The organism is Sphingomonas sp. (assembly GCF_035944535.1).
Taxonomy (GTDB): Bacteria; Pseudomonadota; Alphaproteobacteria; order Sphingomonadales; family Sphingomonadaceae; genus Sphingomonas_B.
Genome location: NZ_DASZBC010000005.1, coordinates 138696 through 155474 on the forward strand (window position 1 = coordinate 138696; position 16779 = coordinate 155474).

Annotated in this window: 17 protein-coding genes; 7 read left to right on the top strand and 10 right to left on the bottom strand. The window is 63.9% G+C overall.

Features of this window, described 5'->3' with window-relative positions; all coding sequences use genetic code 11:
• Positions 1-58: 58 nt before the first annotated feature.
• The 3 genes from VGT77_RS04265 to VGT77_RS04275 are packed head-to-tail and all read right to left on the bottom strand — an operon-like array spanning position 59 to position 4853.
• Positions 59-3478, bottom strand: a complete 3420-nt coding sequence (locus tag VGT77_RS04265) for a UvrD-helicase domain-containing protein (protein ID WP_327460123.1) — start codon at positions 3476-3478, stop codon at positions 59-61.
• Positions 3478-4059 (bottom strand): hypothetical protein, encoded by a 582-nt coding sequence (locus VGT77_RS04270; RefSeq protein ID WP_327460133.1) that lies wholly within the window; start codon positions 4057-4059, stop codon positions 3478-3480. The genes VGT77_RS04265 and VGT77_RS04270 overlap by 1 nt, the downstream gene beginning before the upstream one ends.
• Entirely contained in the window at positions 4056-4853 is a 798-nt protein-coding gene (locus tag VGT77_RS04275) for a DNA-binding response regulator (RefSeq protein ID WP_327459901.1), read from the bottom strand. Before VGT77_RS04275 ends, VGT77_RS04270 begins: the two co-directional genes overlap by 4 nt.
• A gap of 191 nt (positions 4854-5044) precedes the next feature.
• On the opposite strand from VGT77_RS04275, the gene VGT77_RS04280 reads away from it, so the two are divergent.
• Positions 5045-5215, top strand: a complete 171-nt coding sequence (locus VGT77_RS04280) for a YegP family protein (protein WP_327459903.1) — start codon at positions 5045-5047, stop codon at positions 5213-5215.
• Between the two features lie 60 nt (positions 5216-5275).
• On the opposite strand, the gene VGT77_RS04285 is transcribed toward VGT77_RS04280, so the two are convergent.
• Positions 5276-6652 (bottom strand): hypothetical protein, encoded by a 1377-nt coding sequence (locus tag VGT77_RS04285; RefSeq protein ID WP_327459905.1) that lies wholly within the window; start codon positions 6650-6652, stop codon positions 5276-5278.
• Between the two features lie 548 nt (positions 6653-7200).
• Here VGT77_RS04285 and VGT77_RS04290 point away from each other — a divergent pair.
• The 6 genes from VGT77_RS04290 to VGT77_RS04315 all read left to right on the top strand — a co-directional run bounded on the left by VGT77_RS04290 (position 7201) and on the right by VGT77_RS04315 (position 11842).
• Positions 7201-7749, top strand: a complete 549-nt coding sequence (locus VGT77_RS04290; RefSeq protein WP_327459907.1) for a GNAT family N-acetyltransferase — start codon at positions 7201-7203, stop codon at positions 7747-7749.
• 273 nt (positions 7750-8022) lie between these two features.
• Complete coding sequence (locus VGT77_RS04295; protein ID WP_327459909.1) at positions 8023-8880, top strand: alpha/beta hydrolase; 858 nt, start codon at positions 8023-8025, stop codon at positions 8878-8880.
• Positions 8881-8971: 91 nt separating this feature from the next.
• Positions 8972-9373: a nuclear transport factor 2 family protein gene (locus VGT77_RS04300; RefSeq protein WP_327459911.1), complete on the top strand. Its 402-nt coding sequence runs from the start codon at positions 8972-8974 to the stop codon at positions 9371-9373.
• A gap of 84 nt (positions 9374-9457) precedes the next feature.
• Positions 9458-9874, top strand: coding sequence for an ester cyclase (locus VGT77_RS04305; RefSeq protein ID WP_327459913.1), 417 nt, complete (start codon positions 9458-9460; stop codon positions 9872-9874).
• Positions 9875-10053: 179 nt separating this feature from the next.
• Positions 10054-11340, top strand: a complete 1287-nt coding sequence (locus VGT77_RS04310; protein WP_327459915.1) for an MFS transporter — start codon at positions 10054-10056, stop codon at positions 11338-11340.
• A 31-nt stretch (positions 11341-11371) separates the two neighbouring features.
• The gene (locus VGT77_RS04315) at positions 11372-11842 is read left to right on the top strand and encodes an OsmC family protein (RefSeq protein ID WP_327459917.1); all 471 of its coding nucleotides are present in this window, start codon (positions 11372-11374) and stop codon (positions 11840-11842) included.
• A 296-nt stretch (positions 11843-12138) separates the two neighbouring features.
• Here the strand turns inward: VGT77_RS04315 and VGT77_RS15590 are convergent, their stop codons facing one another.
• The 6 genes from VGT77_RS15590 to VGT77_RS04340 all read right to left on the bottom strand — a co-directional run bounded on the left by VGT77_RS15590 (position 12139) and on the right by VGT77_RS04340 (position 16742).
• Positions 12139-12453, bottom strand: coding sequence for a CC_3452 family protein (locus VGT77_RS15590; protein WP_414713356.1), 315 nt, complete (start codon positions 12451-12453; stop codon positions 12139-12141).
• A gap of 171 nt (positions 12454-12624) precedes the next feature.
• The gene (locus VGT77_RS04320; RefSeq protein WP_327459919.1) at positions 12625-13479 is read right to left on the bottom strand and encodes an EamA family transporter; all 855 of its coding nucleotides are present in this window, start codon (positions 13477-13479) and stop codon (positions 12625-12627) included.
• A 35-nt stretch (positions 13480-13514) separates the two neighbouring features.
• Positions 13515-14399: a PhzF family phenazine biosynthesis protein gene (locus VGT77_RS04325; RefSeq protein ID WP_327459921.1), complete on the bottom strand. Its 885-nt coding sequence runs from the start codon at positions 14397-14399 to the stop codon at positions 13515-13517.
• 31 nt (positions 14400-14430) lie between these two features.
• The gene (locus VGT77_RS04330; RefSeq protein WP_327459923.1) at positions 14431-14841 is read right to left on the bottom strand and encodes a nuclear transport factor 2 family protein; all 411 of its coding nucleotides are present in this window, start codon (positions 14839-14841) and stop codon (positions 14431-14433) included.
• Between the two features lie 64 nt (positions 14842-14905).
• Complete coding sequence (locus tag VGT77_RS04335; RefSeq protein ID WP_327459925.1) at positions 14906-15706, bottom strand: thioesterase family protein; 801 nt, start codon at positions 15704-15706, stop codon at positions 14906-14908.
• A 76-nt stretch (positions 15707-15782) separates the two neighbouring features.
• Positions 15783-16742, bottom strand: coding sequence for a GlxA family transcriptional regulator (locus VGT77_RS04340; protein WP_327459927.1), 960 nt, complete (start codon positions 16740-16742; stop codon positions 15783-15785).
• Between the last annotated feature and the right edge of the window lie 37 nt (positions 16743-16779).

Below are 16779 nucleotides of genomic sequence, written 5' to 3' on the forward strand. Positions count from 1 at the left end.
GCCTTCCGGGGCTCCAAAACCTCAATCGAAGCGACCTCGCCGAACCGGCAAAGGCGACTCAGAATTTTCTGTGGAGGGTTCCGGGCGGAGTCGTTCCGCAGATGAAGAAAGCCGGGCAGCCAGGACAGGTCCGGTATGAGGGGTCGGCCGGAAAACGCCCGCTTCGGATCTGGGAGAGAAACTTCGTCAGCTTCGTCCGCCTGCCATCGAGCTTCTTGGGCGACATCCCCAGCGGCAGGATGCTCTCATCCGAGAGGTGGACGAGCTCGACGACTGCGCCGGGAAAGGCCTCCTGGGCGGCGAGGATAAAGGCGGCCGCTCCCACATCTTCCTCCTCAGCCGATCGCCGGTGCCCTGTGCGGATGCGGCGAAGCCTGCGGGTCCCTTCGGCGTCGACCAGGACGTCGTCCGGCCGCACGTAGATCTCTTCGGCGCCGAAAGCGATACGGAGCGCCTTTGGCGTCTCCGGGGCGTGACCTTCCCGGCTCGAGAGGAAGTAGCGGACCATCGCCTTCGCCAGCTCATGATAGTCCGCCGCATAGCCGTCGTCGGCGAGTTCTCCTTCGTTGCAGGTGTCCACGACGAGCTTGTCGACGTCGGCGTCGCATCCGACCAGATTGGGATCCTTGGTGATTGCCTCGGTAACCCGCCTGACGGCCTCATGCATGTGCATGAAGGGGGTCATCGCCCGCCTGCCGCCGATCCTCAGGATATAGGTGTAGAAGAAGCGTCGGGCGCAGCTGTCGTATAAGGAAATTTCTGATCCGCTGAACCTGAGACCGCCGTCGATTTCTAGAATGAGATCGGCCGCGCCGGGGCCGGGAGGCAACTCGCGAGCGACGATAATATCGTGCTTCGAAATCTTGGAGCCTAAGCGGTCGATGAACGGCGATGTTGCTCGCTTTGAGCCCGCGGCATTCTTGGTGGGCGCGTAGAGGAACAGGCGATCCTTGGCGCGGGAGAGAGCCACGTAGAAGAGACATTCTTGCTCCTCGGCTTGGCCGCGCTTGAAGAACTCGAGCGGAGTGCCTTCGGCGCCCACGATCATTCCTGCCGGCGGGAGACACGCTGGCGGCTGACGCCAGCCTGGCATAGAGTCCGCGTTCATGCCCGTCAGGTGCACGACCGGGAACTCAAGGCCCTTCGCGCCATGGATGGTCATTAGGCGAACGGCATCCAAGCCTTGCGCGGCGGCGGGGATCTGCCTGAGGTCTCGTTCGTCCATCAGGCGCACGAGCCTACGGACACGGTCGAGCAGACGTGTAATCGGTAGTCCGCGAGCCGGCGGCTGGGCGCGGACAAAGTTGAGGAATTGCCAGATGGCGATCCCGCGAGCTCGATCGATGATGGCGCCAGAGGAGGAAATGGCGGCCGCTGCGCGGCTGCGGTCTAGAAGAATGGATGCGAGCACGTCCCATGGCTGCGACGAGGAGTCGAAGCCGGTCAGGGCCAGGGATAGGTTGCGCAAGGCCTGCCGACCCTCCTCAGTGAGGCCGGGAATGTTGTCGATCTCTTCTCGCCATTGGAGAGGTACCGCATCACCCGCGCGGAGGTAGTCGAGCACCGCCGCGACGTCGCCGATCGACATGCGAAAATCCGGCCAGCAGCCGATGCGCACGAGCCCCATCGCCCGCCCGTCGGTTAAGATGGACAGGAGTGCCAAGAGGTCTTTGACCTCTTCGCGCTCGAACAGGCTGCCGAGGAACAGGACCGGGATACCGAGCCGCTCCAAATCCTGGCCGATCCGGGAGAGCTTATCGTTGCTCGTGCAGAGAATTGCTTGGTCCCGATAGCTGTGGCCGGCCTCCTTCATCGCCTCGATCGTCTCGGCAAGGGCGACGCTCTGCTGTTCGGCTTGTTCGACTGTCAGAAACTCTGGAAGGTGTCCTCCGGGACCTCTGTCCGCCTCAAGGTGGGTAGATCCGGGAGTGGCCGCAATCATGTCGGCGGCCGCAAACGCGGAATAGGCTTCGACGACTTCCTCAACGGAGCGATAGTTGATTTTGAGCGGCTTGCGGTCGGCTCCAGGAAAATCCTCGGTATCAAACCGCGGCATGCTGAGCGAGGACGCCCCGCGAAATCGGTAGATCGATTGCTTCGCGTCGCCGACGGCCCAGAGATTGCGACCCTCGGGTCGAAGCGCAGAGACGAGCCGGATGCTGCTGTGATTGACGTCCTGGTATTCGTCCACGAGGACGTGATCATATTGCTGCTGAAGGTGTTCTTTGATCTCGGGGCGGCTCTCGAGAAGCTGCACGGGCAGCGACACCAAGTCTCCGAAATCGACGGCTTTGGCGGCGGCTTTGAGCTCCTCGTAGCGAGCATAGACCTTTGCCACCTCGAGCGCGCGCTCCGCGGCTTCGATCTCTTCATCTGTCGTCGCGTCCGCGCGCATCGCTTCGGCAAGCTCAGCGTAGCGGGACGGCCCGACGACTTCGTCCTTTGCGCGCGAAATGGCTGAGAGAATGTCAGCGATTTGCTGGGTGGGATCATAGAGGTTGCGGTAGTGGACCAGTTGGAGCTTCGGGAACTCGTTCTCGAGCAACTCGACCGCCTCGGTCCGGTCCATCATCCGCGGATCTTTGATGAGGCCAAGCTCGGCGTGGAATCGCCGGATGACGTCGAGTCCGAACGCATGGAAGGTCCCGATCCACATCGCCGCGGCGGCCTCGGGATTCTTTCTCGCGATCCGCTCGGCCATCTCGCCGGCGGCCTTGTTTGAGAAGGTAAGCAGGAGGATTCGGCGTGGATCGATCGCGGGTGTGTCACGAAGAAGGCTTTCGACCCGGCCGACCAGCGTCTGGGTCTTGCCCGTCCCCGGGCCCGCCTCGAGCAAATACGGTCTGCCTCGATGACTGGCAGCCGCTGCTTGCTCCGGGTTGAGCGGCCTGTCCGGGCGAGGCCGCTCGACAGTTGGTCGCAACTCGGGGAGAAGGAGAGCGTCGAACAATTGCTGCGCCACGACGTCGAAAGCCGCTGCGAAACGCGTTGCCAGGTCGCTCGCAGTTTGTCCCTCTTCGACGTGGAGCCTGCGAACGACGTGCCGGGGGAGCAGGAATTCGCGAGCGAAAAGATCCATCTGGATCTCGCGCCGTTGGCGGCGACCGTAGTCGACCACGCGATCAAAGCCGATCGGCGCGGGCTCCGAGCTACGAACCGGGTCGATGGCCGGCACGGTCTCACCCAAGGGGTCATCGCCGAGGTGAGCGTGACCGAGCTCGTGGGCGACTAGGAATGCTTGCTCGAAAGTCGATCCGATATTCTCATGGACGATGAAGCGATCGTTCCCGGCCGCACCCAGCCGCGCGCGGGCGCCTTCCAGCATGGTGGCGCCTGGAGAGAGGCCAGTTACCTCGATATCGCGGCGCAAAGCCTCCGCTACCGCAAATGCATACGGATCGGAGGGATTGTTTCCTGCTTGGACAAGTTCGTTGTGGAGCTGGGCGGCAGCCTGCCGAGCGAGCTCGACGGCGTCCATCAGTCGTCGTCTTCCAGCAGGCGCCTGCAGGTCGGTTTGTCTAGTTCGAACTCGAGGAGTAGCGCTTCGAAGCTCACCTGCTGCCCGCCCGTGGGTTTCTCGTCCGCTTTGTAGGCACTGGCTGAAGCAACTGGGCCTGGTAATGCAATCCAGCGTTTGAAATCGCTTATTGGCCTGTTGAGACCGGCGCATGTCAGACGGATAAAGCGCTCTGGGAAGGTTTCCGGACGGACCCGTCGTTCTTGTATGGCGACAAAGAACAGCTTTGGGACGCCGAAGCTTTGGGCGAGGGCCTTCAGTTCCGCGGACGTTACTGACGAAAATGGATTGGTCGTGGGTGAGGAGGCCGCTTTGGAAAGTCGGTTCCAAGCAGCTTCGATAAGCTCCTCTTCTTCCGGAGTTGGAACCGGCGCTTCTGCTGGTGGCTCTCTGCTGAGCTCACGCGACATATCTACGAGCTCTGCAGCGTAAGCCGGGTGATCGCGTAGGTATCGTTCTAAGGTGGCGCGGTCATTGACGCTCTCTAAGGCGAAAGCCTCCAGCACATCTTCTAGGGGCCGCATGGCTGGAGTGCTCGTCACCGGTCGTCTCCAGGGAAGAGCATGGCGCGCAGCGTTTTGACAGCGCGATCCCGCCGATTACGGACAGTCTTCTCATCGCAATCAAGGGCCTTGGCGATCGTCATGACCTCCGGATCCTTGGAATGCATTTGGAAATCCTGCAACAGCATGTGAATGACCCCGATTTGTTCCTTTGGTAGGGTGTCAATCGCAGCGTTGAGCCGTGACCGGAAATCCGGATCGTCGAAACTTATATCCACTTTGTGCTTAAATTCCAGATACGCCTCTTCAACCTTCCTCGAGGGTTCGTTCGTCTCAGGGTCGAACTCGATTGAAACGTAGCGATTTTCGTCGCGCCAGGCTTTCCGCTCGGCGGCGATCTTGAGCTTCGAAATAGCGGCGTCGAACATAACTTCGAAGAAGTCGAGCCCCTCCTCGTAGCCTTGGCGGTCGCAGGCGAGCAGCTCTTCGAAGCGGCCGTAAACAGCGTCGCGGATCTCGCTGTTCGTCGCGCTGCTGGTCTTTCCGTCGAGGCTGTCGACGCGGGGCAGTGCGGCCGTGATACGGGCGCTGAGGATGTGGAAAAGCCGATCGAAGAGTGCAGAGGAGTTATCGCCGCGGGTGCTGCGAAGGAAGTAGAGGATGGTCTCGCTGCGGACGTAGCTCGGGTCGCGACGGCTTCGCACCGCGCACCGCTTGATCAGCTCGTCGCGCGGTAGAGACGCGAGAGCCGTGATCTCGGCCTCGACCTCCGATCGGCGCGAATACAATTCGCCCTTGCCGTCGTCGGTTCTTTTTTGGAGCGGCCTAATCAAATTACTTGTCCTGACCGATTCTCTTGCTGGCGCGTGCTTAAAGAGTCTGCCGCTCGTTCGCCACCGGCCTCTCGCCCGCAAAAAATCTCGACTGCCGTTCCCGGTAGCCGACCCATGCCGCGATTGACGGAGTAGAGAGCCGGAATGGCCGGCTCTCGTTCAAAGCATCGGCCCAAGGAGGGCCATTGACTATGTTCGAGATCAAGAACGCGAAGGGGGGCGGCTTCTTCTGGACGCTCCAGGGCGGCAACAACGAGACGCTGTGCCACTCCGAGGTCTACGCCAGCAAGGCGGGCGCGCAGAACGGCATCAACGCCGCTAAGCGGGTCGCGCCGGCGGCCCGGGTAGTCGACAGCACCTAGCCGACGCGGTCGCTCGGCCGCTCAACTCCACCCTTCATCCACAGGTCGCGGCGGGGCTCTTCAGAGCTCCGCCGCGATCGCGTTGGCGATTTTGCGTCGCTTTTCGGCCCGCCTCGCCAGCGCCTCTTCCTCGCCAGCCTCCCGAAGCCAGTCCAGGAAGCGATGGACGGCGTGCCGGGTCGTCGTATCGTCGCGGCAATCTTTCAGCAGGGCGAACTGGATCTGCTGGGTTTCGTCGGCGACGAAGATGCCGAATGGCGCCGAGACGACCATGGCGTCGGGAAAGCCCAGGATCGTGCGTGCCTGTGTTTCTGTCGCGCCCGACTGGCAGGCGATAATGTGGACTGGGCCAGCGACTTCCTTGGCATACCCCTGAACGAGTCGGTGATCTTCGAGAAATGGCCGGCCGACGCGCTCGCGGCTAAGAGTAAGCGCCGCGGGCGCTGCATGGAGGTGGAAAGCCACGTCTTTGCCGCCGAGCGACGTGGATATGACGGCAGTCTCGAACTGCTTTCCTCCGCTTTCGGTGAGGCCGCTCTCCAGCGCGGCGACCATCCGCTCCTGGCGTTCGGCGAAGCTGAGCTTGCTCCATTCGAGCGCATCCCCGGAATGATAGCGCCCCTTGCGGATCTCCCGGACACCGAGGTGTGTGAGCGAACTAACGGCGTCGATCACCGCACGGTCGACTGCGGTGTGAAGATCGGCTTCGGATCGGACGGGCGGAGCGAAGGCGTTGAGGCGTTCGACATATTCCTCGAACCGGAGGTTTCGCGGAGCGTCCTCATCACCCAGCGGCTCGCTGCCGCGGATCGGAATGATTCGGACCTTACCCGGCTGGGCGTTGTAAGCAGTCATCAACTCGGCATGGCAAATGCCGATGTCGCCGCCGGCTCGGGCCCATCCGGCATGGCCGGCATCAAGGACTATAAGGATGTCGGCTTGGCGTGCCTGGGTCAGGCATTTTTCCCAGCTGTTCTCGTCCAGCCCTGCGGCGGGCGCGTCCTCGTTTATCCATATCTCGAAGAGCCGTTCGCCAAGCAAGGTGGCTTTTTCTAGGCGGTCGCGAATTTCCTGCCGGATTTCAGTCAGCGTCCGTCCGCCCTTCGGGAATTGACGCCGACATTGGCTCGAGATCATTATCTTGAGCTTGCGCGCTATTGTAGCTGTTCTCGCCATGTTAAGTTTCCTCTGAGCTCCGAGCCGCTCTTTGATGCTGCGCCCTGGAATAGGAAGGGTTCCAGACCCACGAGGTCGGCGGCACCATAACTCCGGACTGTGGTGGGCGCCACTCTGCGGGCTGCTGGTTTCCAGGACCTTGTCGAATACGTTCCCATAGCTGGATTCTCCGCGGCCGCGGGCGGTGAGCCCCCTATCTTGGAAAGACTTGGGTACCCAGACGAGCTTATGGGTCTGGGGCCTCGCAGCCGAGAGGAACACGAAGCCTCCTCAAGGACCGTCAAGGCAATTGCTACTTACCTCCGCACTTTGCCCGCAGGCCCTCTGGGTGTCCGCTAAGACCTCAATCTGGAAGTAGGACCCCGCCTGCGGCAACGTCCGCTTCCCCGCTCCACCGAATGCAAAGCGGACCATCCGCTTACGGCCCGAATGCGGTCATTAGCGATGCGTGCACTCTATGGCCGAAATGGGCGCGTTGCGGCCGCAGCAAGCTGCCGGCGGGCGGGCTATGCACACTGGACTGTAGCACAGATGTGCCACATTCGGCCTTGGGCGATCCTGAAAGCCCGCGGATTTCCGATGCTTTCGGCGGCAAGATATTTCCGTTAAGAATCCTCTCTGCTCGACCTTTGCGACCCCTCGAGCGGCAGCAAGGCGCTTAATCACGGGGAACGAAGCAAAGCTGCGCCACGACCACCATATCAGGGACTCAGCTCTCGGTCGCACCGGACGCAGGGGCCGCTAAGCTCCACACCGAATACGGTCCCCGATAACCTTGATCTGCGATCTGCCTTTGATAGTCCTCCGGAATGGTCACAATCGATCTTCAGCCCACGCTAAGTGAAGGTGAAGTCACTCTCAGGCCTCTGAAGGCGAGTGACTGGGAGGGGATCTACTCTGTGGCGTCCGACCCGCTGATCTGGGAGCTCCATCCAGCCCGCGACCGGTGGAGGGAGCCTGTGTTTCGCGTCTTCTTCGAAGACGCTCTCCGGAGTGGCGGAGCGCTCGCGATAACGAGAAGCGCCACAGGCGAGATACTTGGCTCCTCCCGGTTCGATCGCACGAGGGCTGAAAACGGCGAGATCGAGGTCGGGTGGACCTTCCTGGCGCGCTCGGAGTGGGGCGGGCAGACGAATTTTACGGCCAAACGCCTGATGGTCCGGCATGCTCTCCGCCACTTCCAGAAGGTGATCTTCATGATCGGCGAGCACAACCTGCGTTCGCGAAGGGCAGTCGAGAAGATCGGCGCCAGCCTCACTTCTCGAGTGGTCGATGTAGAGATGGAAGGGGCGAACGTCCTGCACGTCGTATACTCGATAGACCGGCAGGGCCTCTCCTCAGGTCCGCTCCAGGGCTGACCGCCTGAACCCATAGCTTGGCGATTCTGCCGGGCGAGTAGTGAAACCGTCCGTCTTCGCCGTGACGCTTCGCCGCCGCGGCTTCAGCATCGGTGCGCGGGCCAGCCCATGCAGCTCAATAGACAAGCCGCAGCCCAGGTGTTCCGCGTGCCGCCGGTCTGCCAGCCGATTGGCGGGAAACGCTCGTTCGCTGGCGTAAACACCGCTGGCAACGAGCTTACGCGGCTCGCATCAGGCGCTTGATACGGTTCATTTCAGAAGTCTAGGATCAACATGACTTGGACGGTGCGACTGCTACTGGCTGGCCTGGTGCTCGCCGCGTCACCAGCCCTCGCGGTCGACCGGCTGGCCAGGGACGCGGGGCAGCCGATCGTCTTCGGGCGAACCTTCCAGGTGCAATCAGCCGCTCTGCAGGACACGAGGCGCGTCAACATCCTCGTTCCGGAAGGATATGACGACCCTAAGCAGAGCCAAGCCCGCTACCCGGTCCTCTACCTCCTCGATGGTGGGACAGGGTGGCAGGACTTCTTCCACATCGCGTCGCTAGTGAACCAGGGCGGCATATGGGGCGCAAACGCACCCATGATCGTGGTCGGCATCGAGAGCAAAGACCGCAAGGCGGAGTTTACATCTCCCTCCTCCGATCCTTCGGAGCAGAAGGATTTCCCCAGCCATGGCAAGGCGGAGGACTTCCGCCGGTTCCTGGTCCAGGAGCTGAAGCCCCGGATCGAAGCGGCCTACCGCACAGACGGAACCGACGGGTTGATTGGCGAGTCGCTCGCTGGGCTCTTCGTCGTCGAGACCGCCTTGCTGCATGGCGCAGCATTCGACCGGTATATCGCGGTCAGCCCGAGCCTCTGGTGGGATCGCCAGCGCCTTGCCAGCGACGCTACTGCGCTGCTCAGGACGCGGCGACAGCCAGAACGGATCCTGTGGCTGTCGATGGCTGATGAAGGCGGCTCGATGCAGGCCGGGATGGACCGCCTCACCGCAGCCCTCGGCGGCAATCCCGATGTGGGCCTGCGCTGGAGCTACACGGCTTTCCCTATGGAAAAGCACGCCACCGTCTATCATCCAGCCGCCACGCAAGCGATCAGGCAGGTCTTCCCCCTGCCCGCAGCGTCCAGATGATCCGTCAACTCACCCAGACCTCACCGGCGTCCGGGCCGAGTTGACAAGGGAGCGGCCGTCCACGTCCCCAGCGACCTCCAGGAGTATCAGCATGGAAATCGACGGCCAGTCGTCAAACGAGGCCGAGGTCGTGGCCCGGCAGCTCGAAGCGTACAACGCGCGCGACATCGACGCCTTCATGGCGTGCTGGTCAGCCGAGGCCGAGATCTTCGCCTGGCCGTCGCTCCTGATCGCCTCAGGCGGCCCGGAGATCCGCGCACGGCACGTGGAGCGATTCCGGGAGCCGGACCTCCACGCCGTATTGATCAGCCGCCTGGGCGTGGCCGGGCTCGTGGTCGATCGCGAGCGGGTGACACGCAACCTGCCTGAAGGGCTCTGCACGCTCGAAGTCCTCGGCATCTACGAAGTCGTAAGCGGCAGAATCCGCCGAGCCTGGTTCAAACAGGGCGATCCCGGTTTCGTGGCATCTGCGCCCGTGACCACAGAGCGGTGAGAAGCCACGCCTGATGGACTCCGGGATGCAAGCGACTGCCCGTCCCGCCTCCAGAAGGAAACAGATCACACTGTGAGGAATGTCATGATCACGCCGACCGGTGACCATCTAGCGAGAGAATTCTTCCGAAGGGTCTGGGCTCCGCCCCACGACCTGAACGCGATCGACGAGTTGATGACCGAGGATTACCGCATCACCACGGCCGGCCGTGAAATCGTGGGCAGAGCGGCGTTCAAGAGCTGGGTTGCCGGCATGCAGCAGCAAATCAGAGACGCCACCAACGAGCATCTCGAAGTCTTCATGAACAGTGCGGGCGACAGGGTCGTCTCCAGGTGGATCACCCGCGGCTTCAACAATGGCATCTATGGTTTGCCCGCAGACCAGCGGCCGCTTGCCTTCACGGGAATCGCGATCTGGCGCGTCGAGTCGGGCCGCCTTGCCGAGTGCTGGGTCGAACGCAGCGCATTCGAACTTTACAAGCAGCTGAGCGGCCAGCCTTGATTGGACCACCTGAGACCTGAGGCCCTGCCGCTCGTCACAGCGTCGCGAGTTGGCGGGGAAGCCCTGATCAAAGTCAGATGTGACGCTGGGCGAGCATCAAATTAACGCTCAGTTGAGCGAAGCGGTGCGCCCGCGCCACCAGAGAACTTGCCGGCGCTATGAACGAGGAGTCAAAGCGGTTGACCAGGGGAGCCCTTCAGCCGGGTCGCTCGCCCGCCCGGCTCCACTACGCCTTCGTTGTTCTGGTCCTGGTCTTCATGTCGCTGCTGGCGGCAGCCGGTCTGCGCGCAGCGCCTGGCGTCCTGATCCTGCCGCTCGAGCTTTCCTTTGGATGGGACCGGACAACCGTCTCCGCAGGCGCCGGAGTCGGGATCCTCGTTAACGGGCTGGTCGGCCCGTTCGCGGCCGCCTTGATGCAGGCATACGGGATCAAGCGGGTCCTTCTCGCCGGCCTCGCGCTGATGGGATCATCCACCTTCGCCAGCCTGTTCATGACGGAGCCGTGGCAATACCTGCTTACCTGGGGGCTGGTATCGGGCATCGGGAGTGGCGCGGTGGCGGGGGTCCTCGCTGCAGCCGTCGTGAACCGCTGGTTCGCGAGGCGACAGGGACTGGTCATGGGCGTGCTCACCGCCAGCACTGCCACCGGATCCCTGATCTTCCTGCCGGCCATGGCCAAGCTGAGCGAGGCGGGCGACTGGCGGCCGGTAGTCTGGACCGTCACCATCGTCATGGCGGCTCTGATCCCACTGGTCTGGCTGTTCGTCCGCGAGAGACCGGAGAATCTCCGGCTTGGCCGCTATGGAGAAGCACCCGGCGCCGAGCCGCCGAGCCCATCTCACGTCGGCCGCAACTTCGTAGCGGTCCGCGTGCTGAGGAGCGCCTGGCGCGATTCCGCATTCTGGCTGCTGTTCGGCGGCTTCTTCGTCTGCGGACTCACCACCAACGGCCTCGTCGGCACCCACCTGATCGCCTTCTGCGGAGACCACGGCATCGCCCCGGTGGTAGCCGCATCCTGGCTCGCCTTCATGGGCATCTTCGACATCGTGGGTGCCACTGCGTCGGGATGGCTCAGCGATCGGTACGATCCGCGCAAGCTTCTGTTTGCCTACTTCGGCCTTAGAGGACTCTCACTCCTAGCGCTGCCGTTCCTTGACCTCGGAGGTCTCAGCGTCATTCTCTTCCTGATCTTCTTCGGGCTCGATTGGATCGCGACGGTTCCCCCCACGCTCAAGCTCCTGAACGCGCACTTCGGGGAGTCCGACGGTCCGATCATCTACGGGTGGATCTTCACGGGGCACCAGGCCGGCGCGGCGACGGCAGCCATCGGTGCCGGCGTGATCAGGCACCTGTCGGGTGACTACGCATCGGCATTCCTCCTGGGCGGCATCCTAGCGCTGCTGGTCGCCCTGATCTTCATCCTGTGGAGGCGTCCTGCCCCCATATCCCTACCCGCGGCTGCCTAAGCTCCCGCCAGCGCAACAGGAGGTCAGATCCATGAAGGAGAGGTTTCATGAATACCGCGTCAACCTCGCATGGACCGGCAACTTAGGCTCAGGCACTCGGGACTATCGCGGCTACGACCGGTCCCACTCCATAACGGCGCCCGGCAAGCCCATGATCCCGGGATCGTCCGACCGATCATTCCGCGGAGATGCGACGCGCTGGAACCCCGAGGAACTGCTGGTCGCCTCACTGGCGGCCTGCCACAAGCTCTGGTTCCTAGCCCTCTGCGCGCAGGCGGGCGTGTGTGTGACGGCCTACAGAGATCAGGCGCGCGGGGAGATGCGCGAGGAGAGCGACGGGGCCGGTCAGTTCACTTTCGTCGTCCTGCGTCCTGAGGTGAGGCTCGCCACCGGCGACGACGAGGCCATGGCGCGGGACATCCACGAGCGGGCCCACGCGAAATGCTTCATCGCGCGATCCGTCAACTTCTCCGTGAGGATCGAACCCACCTTCGTGTCTTAACAACCGCCACATCATCGATCGGCTGACCGCTCATCAGCGATCCGCCTGCGCGGGCGTCCTGCGGGAGCCTTCCTTGGTAGGACAGAGCACCTCCAAGACAGGGATCCTCCTCCTACCCAGCCTCAGGTCTCATCGTGAGCTTGGCGCATGGCCAAGCCGGACGTGGCTAACGCCGGGACAAAGTGCAGGAGGACGCGTTGAAGGCTGGCCATCTTCCAAGACCGTGGCTTCTGGCGAACTCCGTCCCGAGAACGGGTCCCTTGAAGGTGACATCGGACCGTCCTCCCCTTGTTGATCTATCGCTGCAGGACGTCGTTGCACGCGGCGAGCTCGTTCGACGACAGAGCTCCGCTTGCTGTCTCGAACGAGACAATCCTCCCTCCGGCTCGAGCCAGTTGTCGACAGGCTCGGAGGCGGGAGCGAGCCCGATCGACGACACGGCCGGTGCAGGTCGACCCGGTGCAGCGCCAAAGCGAGTCATCCGCGACCAGCTTCTCCTTGGCACCGTGCTTCCATTCGATGGTCACCCTGGTCGCTGCCCGGGAGTCGGTCGGCATCGCGGGCGCCGGCGCACCGGCGATCAGGATCAGCAATGGAATCGATCTCAGCATGGAGCTCCCACCTATTCGGCTGTGTGGCGACGGGTGTGCGGCCGAACGCGCGGCCGCTCCTGTCTGGGCTCAGATTGGCCGATGTCGCCAGAGAGCAGCCAGTAGCGTTTGGGCCATTCATCGGGGCGCTCTCGCCAGAGGTCTGGCCGGTTTTCGCGGGCGAGGTTCGCTTCAGTTCGGCCGCACCGCAACCGGTCTGAGTGAGTTGAGCGCGAGGCCACCGACGATGAGGATCGCAGCCGTCAACTTCCAGGCCGGCATCCGCTCCTTCAGATACCAGCTCGAACAGGCCATTCCGATGACGGGGACCATCAGCGTCAATGGCGCGATCATCGCTGCCGGATAACGAGACAGGAGAATGTTCCAGGCGCCATAGCCGAACAGGACATTGCCAATGGCCTGCCACAGCAAGGCGAGCCACCCTGCGAGCGTCACACTTCCGAGCCGGCCCACGATCTGGTCCGGACCTTCCAGGAGAAGGGCCCCCGCCATCAGGACTGGAGCGGCGATGAGGCTGCTCCAGACAACCAGGGAAAACATGCAAACGGCTCCCGCGGACTTCACGATGACGTTCCCTCCCGCCCAACTCAGCGCCGAACCGATCACCAGGACGACGCCGGCCGCGCTTGCATCGGCACCGACGTTCAGCGCGACGATGAGCACGCCGAAGAGGCACACCGCCAAGGCCACGACGCTACGCAGCGTCACCCGCTCGCCGACGATCAGCACGGCCAGGCCGATCGTGAAGAACGCCTGCGTCTGCAGGAGGAAGGACGCCGTGCCGGGCGAGATGCGGCCATCCAGTGCAAGGGCGAGAAGACCGAACTGACCAGCACCGACGAGCACGGCATAGGCAACGATGGAGAGCGGCGGCATGAGGGGAGGCCGGACGAAGACAAGTAGCGGCACGGACGCAATCAGAAAGCGCAGGGCTCCGAACGTTAGCGGTGGGAACTGCTGCAGCGCTTCGTGAACGATGACGAAGTTGGTCCCCCAGACGGTGACCACGGCGATGGCAAGGGCCATGTCGGGCGTCGAAAGCCCGGGCGTCGTAGTGGCGCTCAGAGGTCGATCGTCCCTGTGAAGACACTGACGCACCCGCCGCCTACGCTGGCGCGGACGGCGCCGCCGCTCCGGCGAGCCGACAGAAGCAGGCGGCTTGGCCTACCCATCTCGACACCCTGAATGGCCTCGTAGGAGAGAGCTTCCGGCTCCGACCGCGACAGCTGCAAGGCCGCGAGAGCCGCGTGGGCGCTGCCCGTGGCGGGATCCTCCCACGTCCCTGCCAGAGGAGCGAACATCCTCGCCCGGACGCCAGCATCCCCGAGCCGCGCATAGGGGAGGATGGAGAGGCGGCCGCCCAGGTTCGTGGACGACGCCAAGCGGCGGTAGGCGATCAGGTCAGGCGCCGCACGCGTGAGGGCCTCCATCGTCACTTCGACCAGCACGAACTCGATGCCCACAGTGGCCCGGACCGGCGGGTGAGCAGCCAGGACGACGTGCTTCGCGTCAATCGACAGGCAGTCCGCGATACTGCTCGGCGGGAGTTCGCCGAGGACCTGCAGGGGCTGGGGTGCGTCGATCTCGGCCCCGCAAACTGCGCCCTCCCCGACAAGTAGCCGGACCTCCACGATACCAGCCGGCTGTTCGAAGGACATCCGCCCTCCCGCTACGTGCCCCAGCCGGGCGAGCACGAAAGCCGTTCCCACGTTTGGATGTCCCGCGAACGCCATCTCCGACGTGCGGTTGAAAATCCTGACGCGGGCAGTGTTGGCCTCGTTCTCTGGGCGGAGGACGAATGTCGTCTCAGAGTAATTCAGCTCAGCGGCCAGAGCCTGCATCGTCGCCGGGTCCAGCCCTGTAGCATCCGGAAAGACGGCGAGCGGATTGCCTCCGAACCGCCGATCGGTGAAGACGTCGACAGTGTGGTAGGTGTAACGGAACATCTTCCCTCCGAGAGCCTAGCGGGAGCCGTGTTCAGTCGCGGCGAAGGGCGCCCGCGACGTCATCCCCATAGAGCGCCTCGCCATAGATCTTCACACCGGCCTCGAACCTGAAGATCTCGCATGCGCGCTTCGGTGGCCCGTCCAGCGAGGCAAGGTAGTGGACGACCATGGTCTGACCGTCCGGATCGCAGATCGCCTGAAGGAGGTCGAAGCGCAGCGACTGCAGCCTTGACAGACCGGCACGCCAGTAGCCTTCCAGCGCAGCCCTGCCCTCGACAAGGGGTGACCCGGTCACGAGGGCGGCCACTGGACTGCGGAACGAGGCATGCTTTGAATAGCCCGCCAGCACCGCATCGAGGTCACGCCTGTTCCAGGCGTCGATCCACTCGGATGCGTGCCTGAGCATGTCCTCGCGCGTGAGCGCTCCCTGGGCTTCAGTCATCTTGTCCTCTTCTACTGGCGCGACGGGCCTATCGAACCTGGTGCTGCCGCGGACCGCACCGGCATCAGCGGCGGCGCTCGAAGATCGTCGTCTGCATCGATCGTCCGAACCAGCCGAGCGCATCCCCCAGCCGGGCCTGCGTGATCCCGCGTCCGTCCGGTCCAGCCCAGCATTCCGCATCCACAAGGATGTCTCTCCCGACGGGTTCCCGGATGAAGGAGACGGTCAGGTCCGTGCTGGGGTAGGACCACGCATCGAAAGGAAGGACGCTCGCGATACCGTTCGCGAAGTCCGCGCAAGCTACTGCCCGTGCGGCCGGAAGCGTGTCCTCATCCGCTACCAACGCAGCATCCATCCGGAACCAGACGGCCGCGGGACCCAGCGCCTCGAAGCTCCCTTCGACCGCCTTCATGTCGAAGAGCTGCGAGAAGCCCACGCCGGTCGGTGGATGGGTGGGAGTCCCGCTTCGAGCCCCGGGGAGTTCGATGGGTGGCGTCTCGGCGACCGCATGCTGATCCTCCCACCTCAGCCGCAGAACCGAGGCGCGGGCCACCTGGAGGTCTCCAGCGCGGATCTCGACGTCGATGAGCTGAACCTTCTTCCCCTCGCGAACGATGCGCGTCCCGACGACGAGCTCCCCCGTGGGAACGGGCCGCATCAGGTCGACCGTCACACGGGCAACGCCCATCCTCGTCGGAGATGGCAATGAGCCGGCGACATGCACCGCAAGGGCGGCCGGCGCTCCCCCATGGCAATAGCCCGGCGACCACGGGCCTTCGGCCGACTGGTGGGCCACGAAGGTTCCGGCGCTCACGCGTGAAAAAGGCGCCTCGGCGGGTGCAACGGGTGGGAGCGCGGACACCATCTAGATGTGTCCGCGCAGCTGCGTGACCTCCAGCGGCTTACCGGGCAAAAAGCGGGGCTGATCCGCCACAGTCGGTTCAGGCGGAGAGCGCCATGCCTGGCGGTGGCGGCAGCCTGTGCCGAGGATTGGATCTCGCCCGGGCGCGCAGGTCCCGGGGCCCCAGTCCCGCTCCGCGCCTGATGAGGATCCGCAGCGTCGAAGGATCGGAGTAGCCCACCCTGTAGGCGATCTCCTCGAAGGGCAGCGCGGTCGTCTCGATCAGCTCGATCGCGCGTTCGACCCGCAGCTGCTGAAGGAACTGGATCGGTGAAAGCCCGGTCGCGGCCGCCACGCGCCGAGCGAACGTGCGGGAGGACTGACCGACCGCTGCGGCAATGTCACTCACACCGATCGGCTCGCCCAGCCGCGGGCGAGCCCAGGCAGCGGCCCGTGCCACGCTCTCGCTGGAGGCTGCCAGCAGACCCACCGCCATGTACGGAACCTGGGAGCGGCGCTCGTCGAGGATCATCCTGCGGGCGCAGCCTTCCGCGACCTCGCCGCCCGCATATCGTGCCACCAGCCCAACCGTGAGATCCATCTGCGCCATCGCGGCACCAGCGGTGGTGAACTGGCCGTCCGTCAGCACGAGCTCGGACGTGTCCAGGCGCACAGCCGGGAACATTTCCCGGAAAACGGGAGCGAGCCACCACGCCGTGGTCGCGCGGCGACCAGCGATGAGCCCGGCGCTGGCGAGGAGCAGGGTGCCCGTGCACGAGCTCGTGACGTGCGCTCCGGCCTCGTTCGCCGAGCGTATAAGGTCGCGCGCCTCCTCGGCGTCGGGCTCGGCAAGCCGGTCCCGGTAGCAGCTTGCCTTCGAGAGCCCCTGAGCCGGTATGATGAACAACTCGGGCAGCTCATGCCGTGCCTCGGGGAAGGCCAGGAATGGGCGGAACAGATCCGCACCAGATCCCACCAGTCTGACGTCGAACGCTGCCGGCCTCCCGGCCGCATGGCACCTGTGGTTGGCCATCGCGAGCACGTCGACAGTGATGGTCACGCTTGAAGCGAGGGCCCCCTCGAGAGCCAAGATCGTC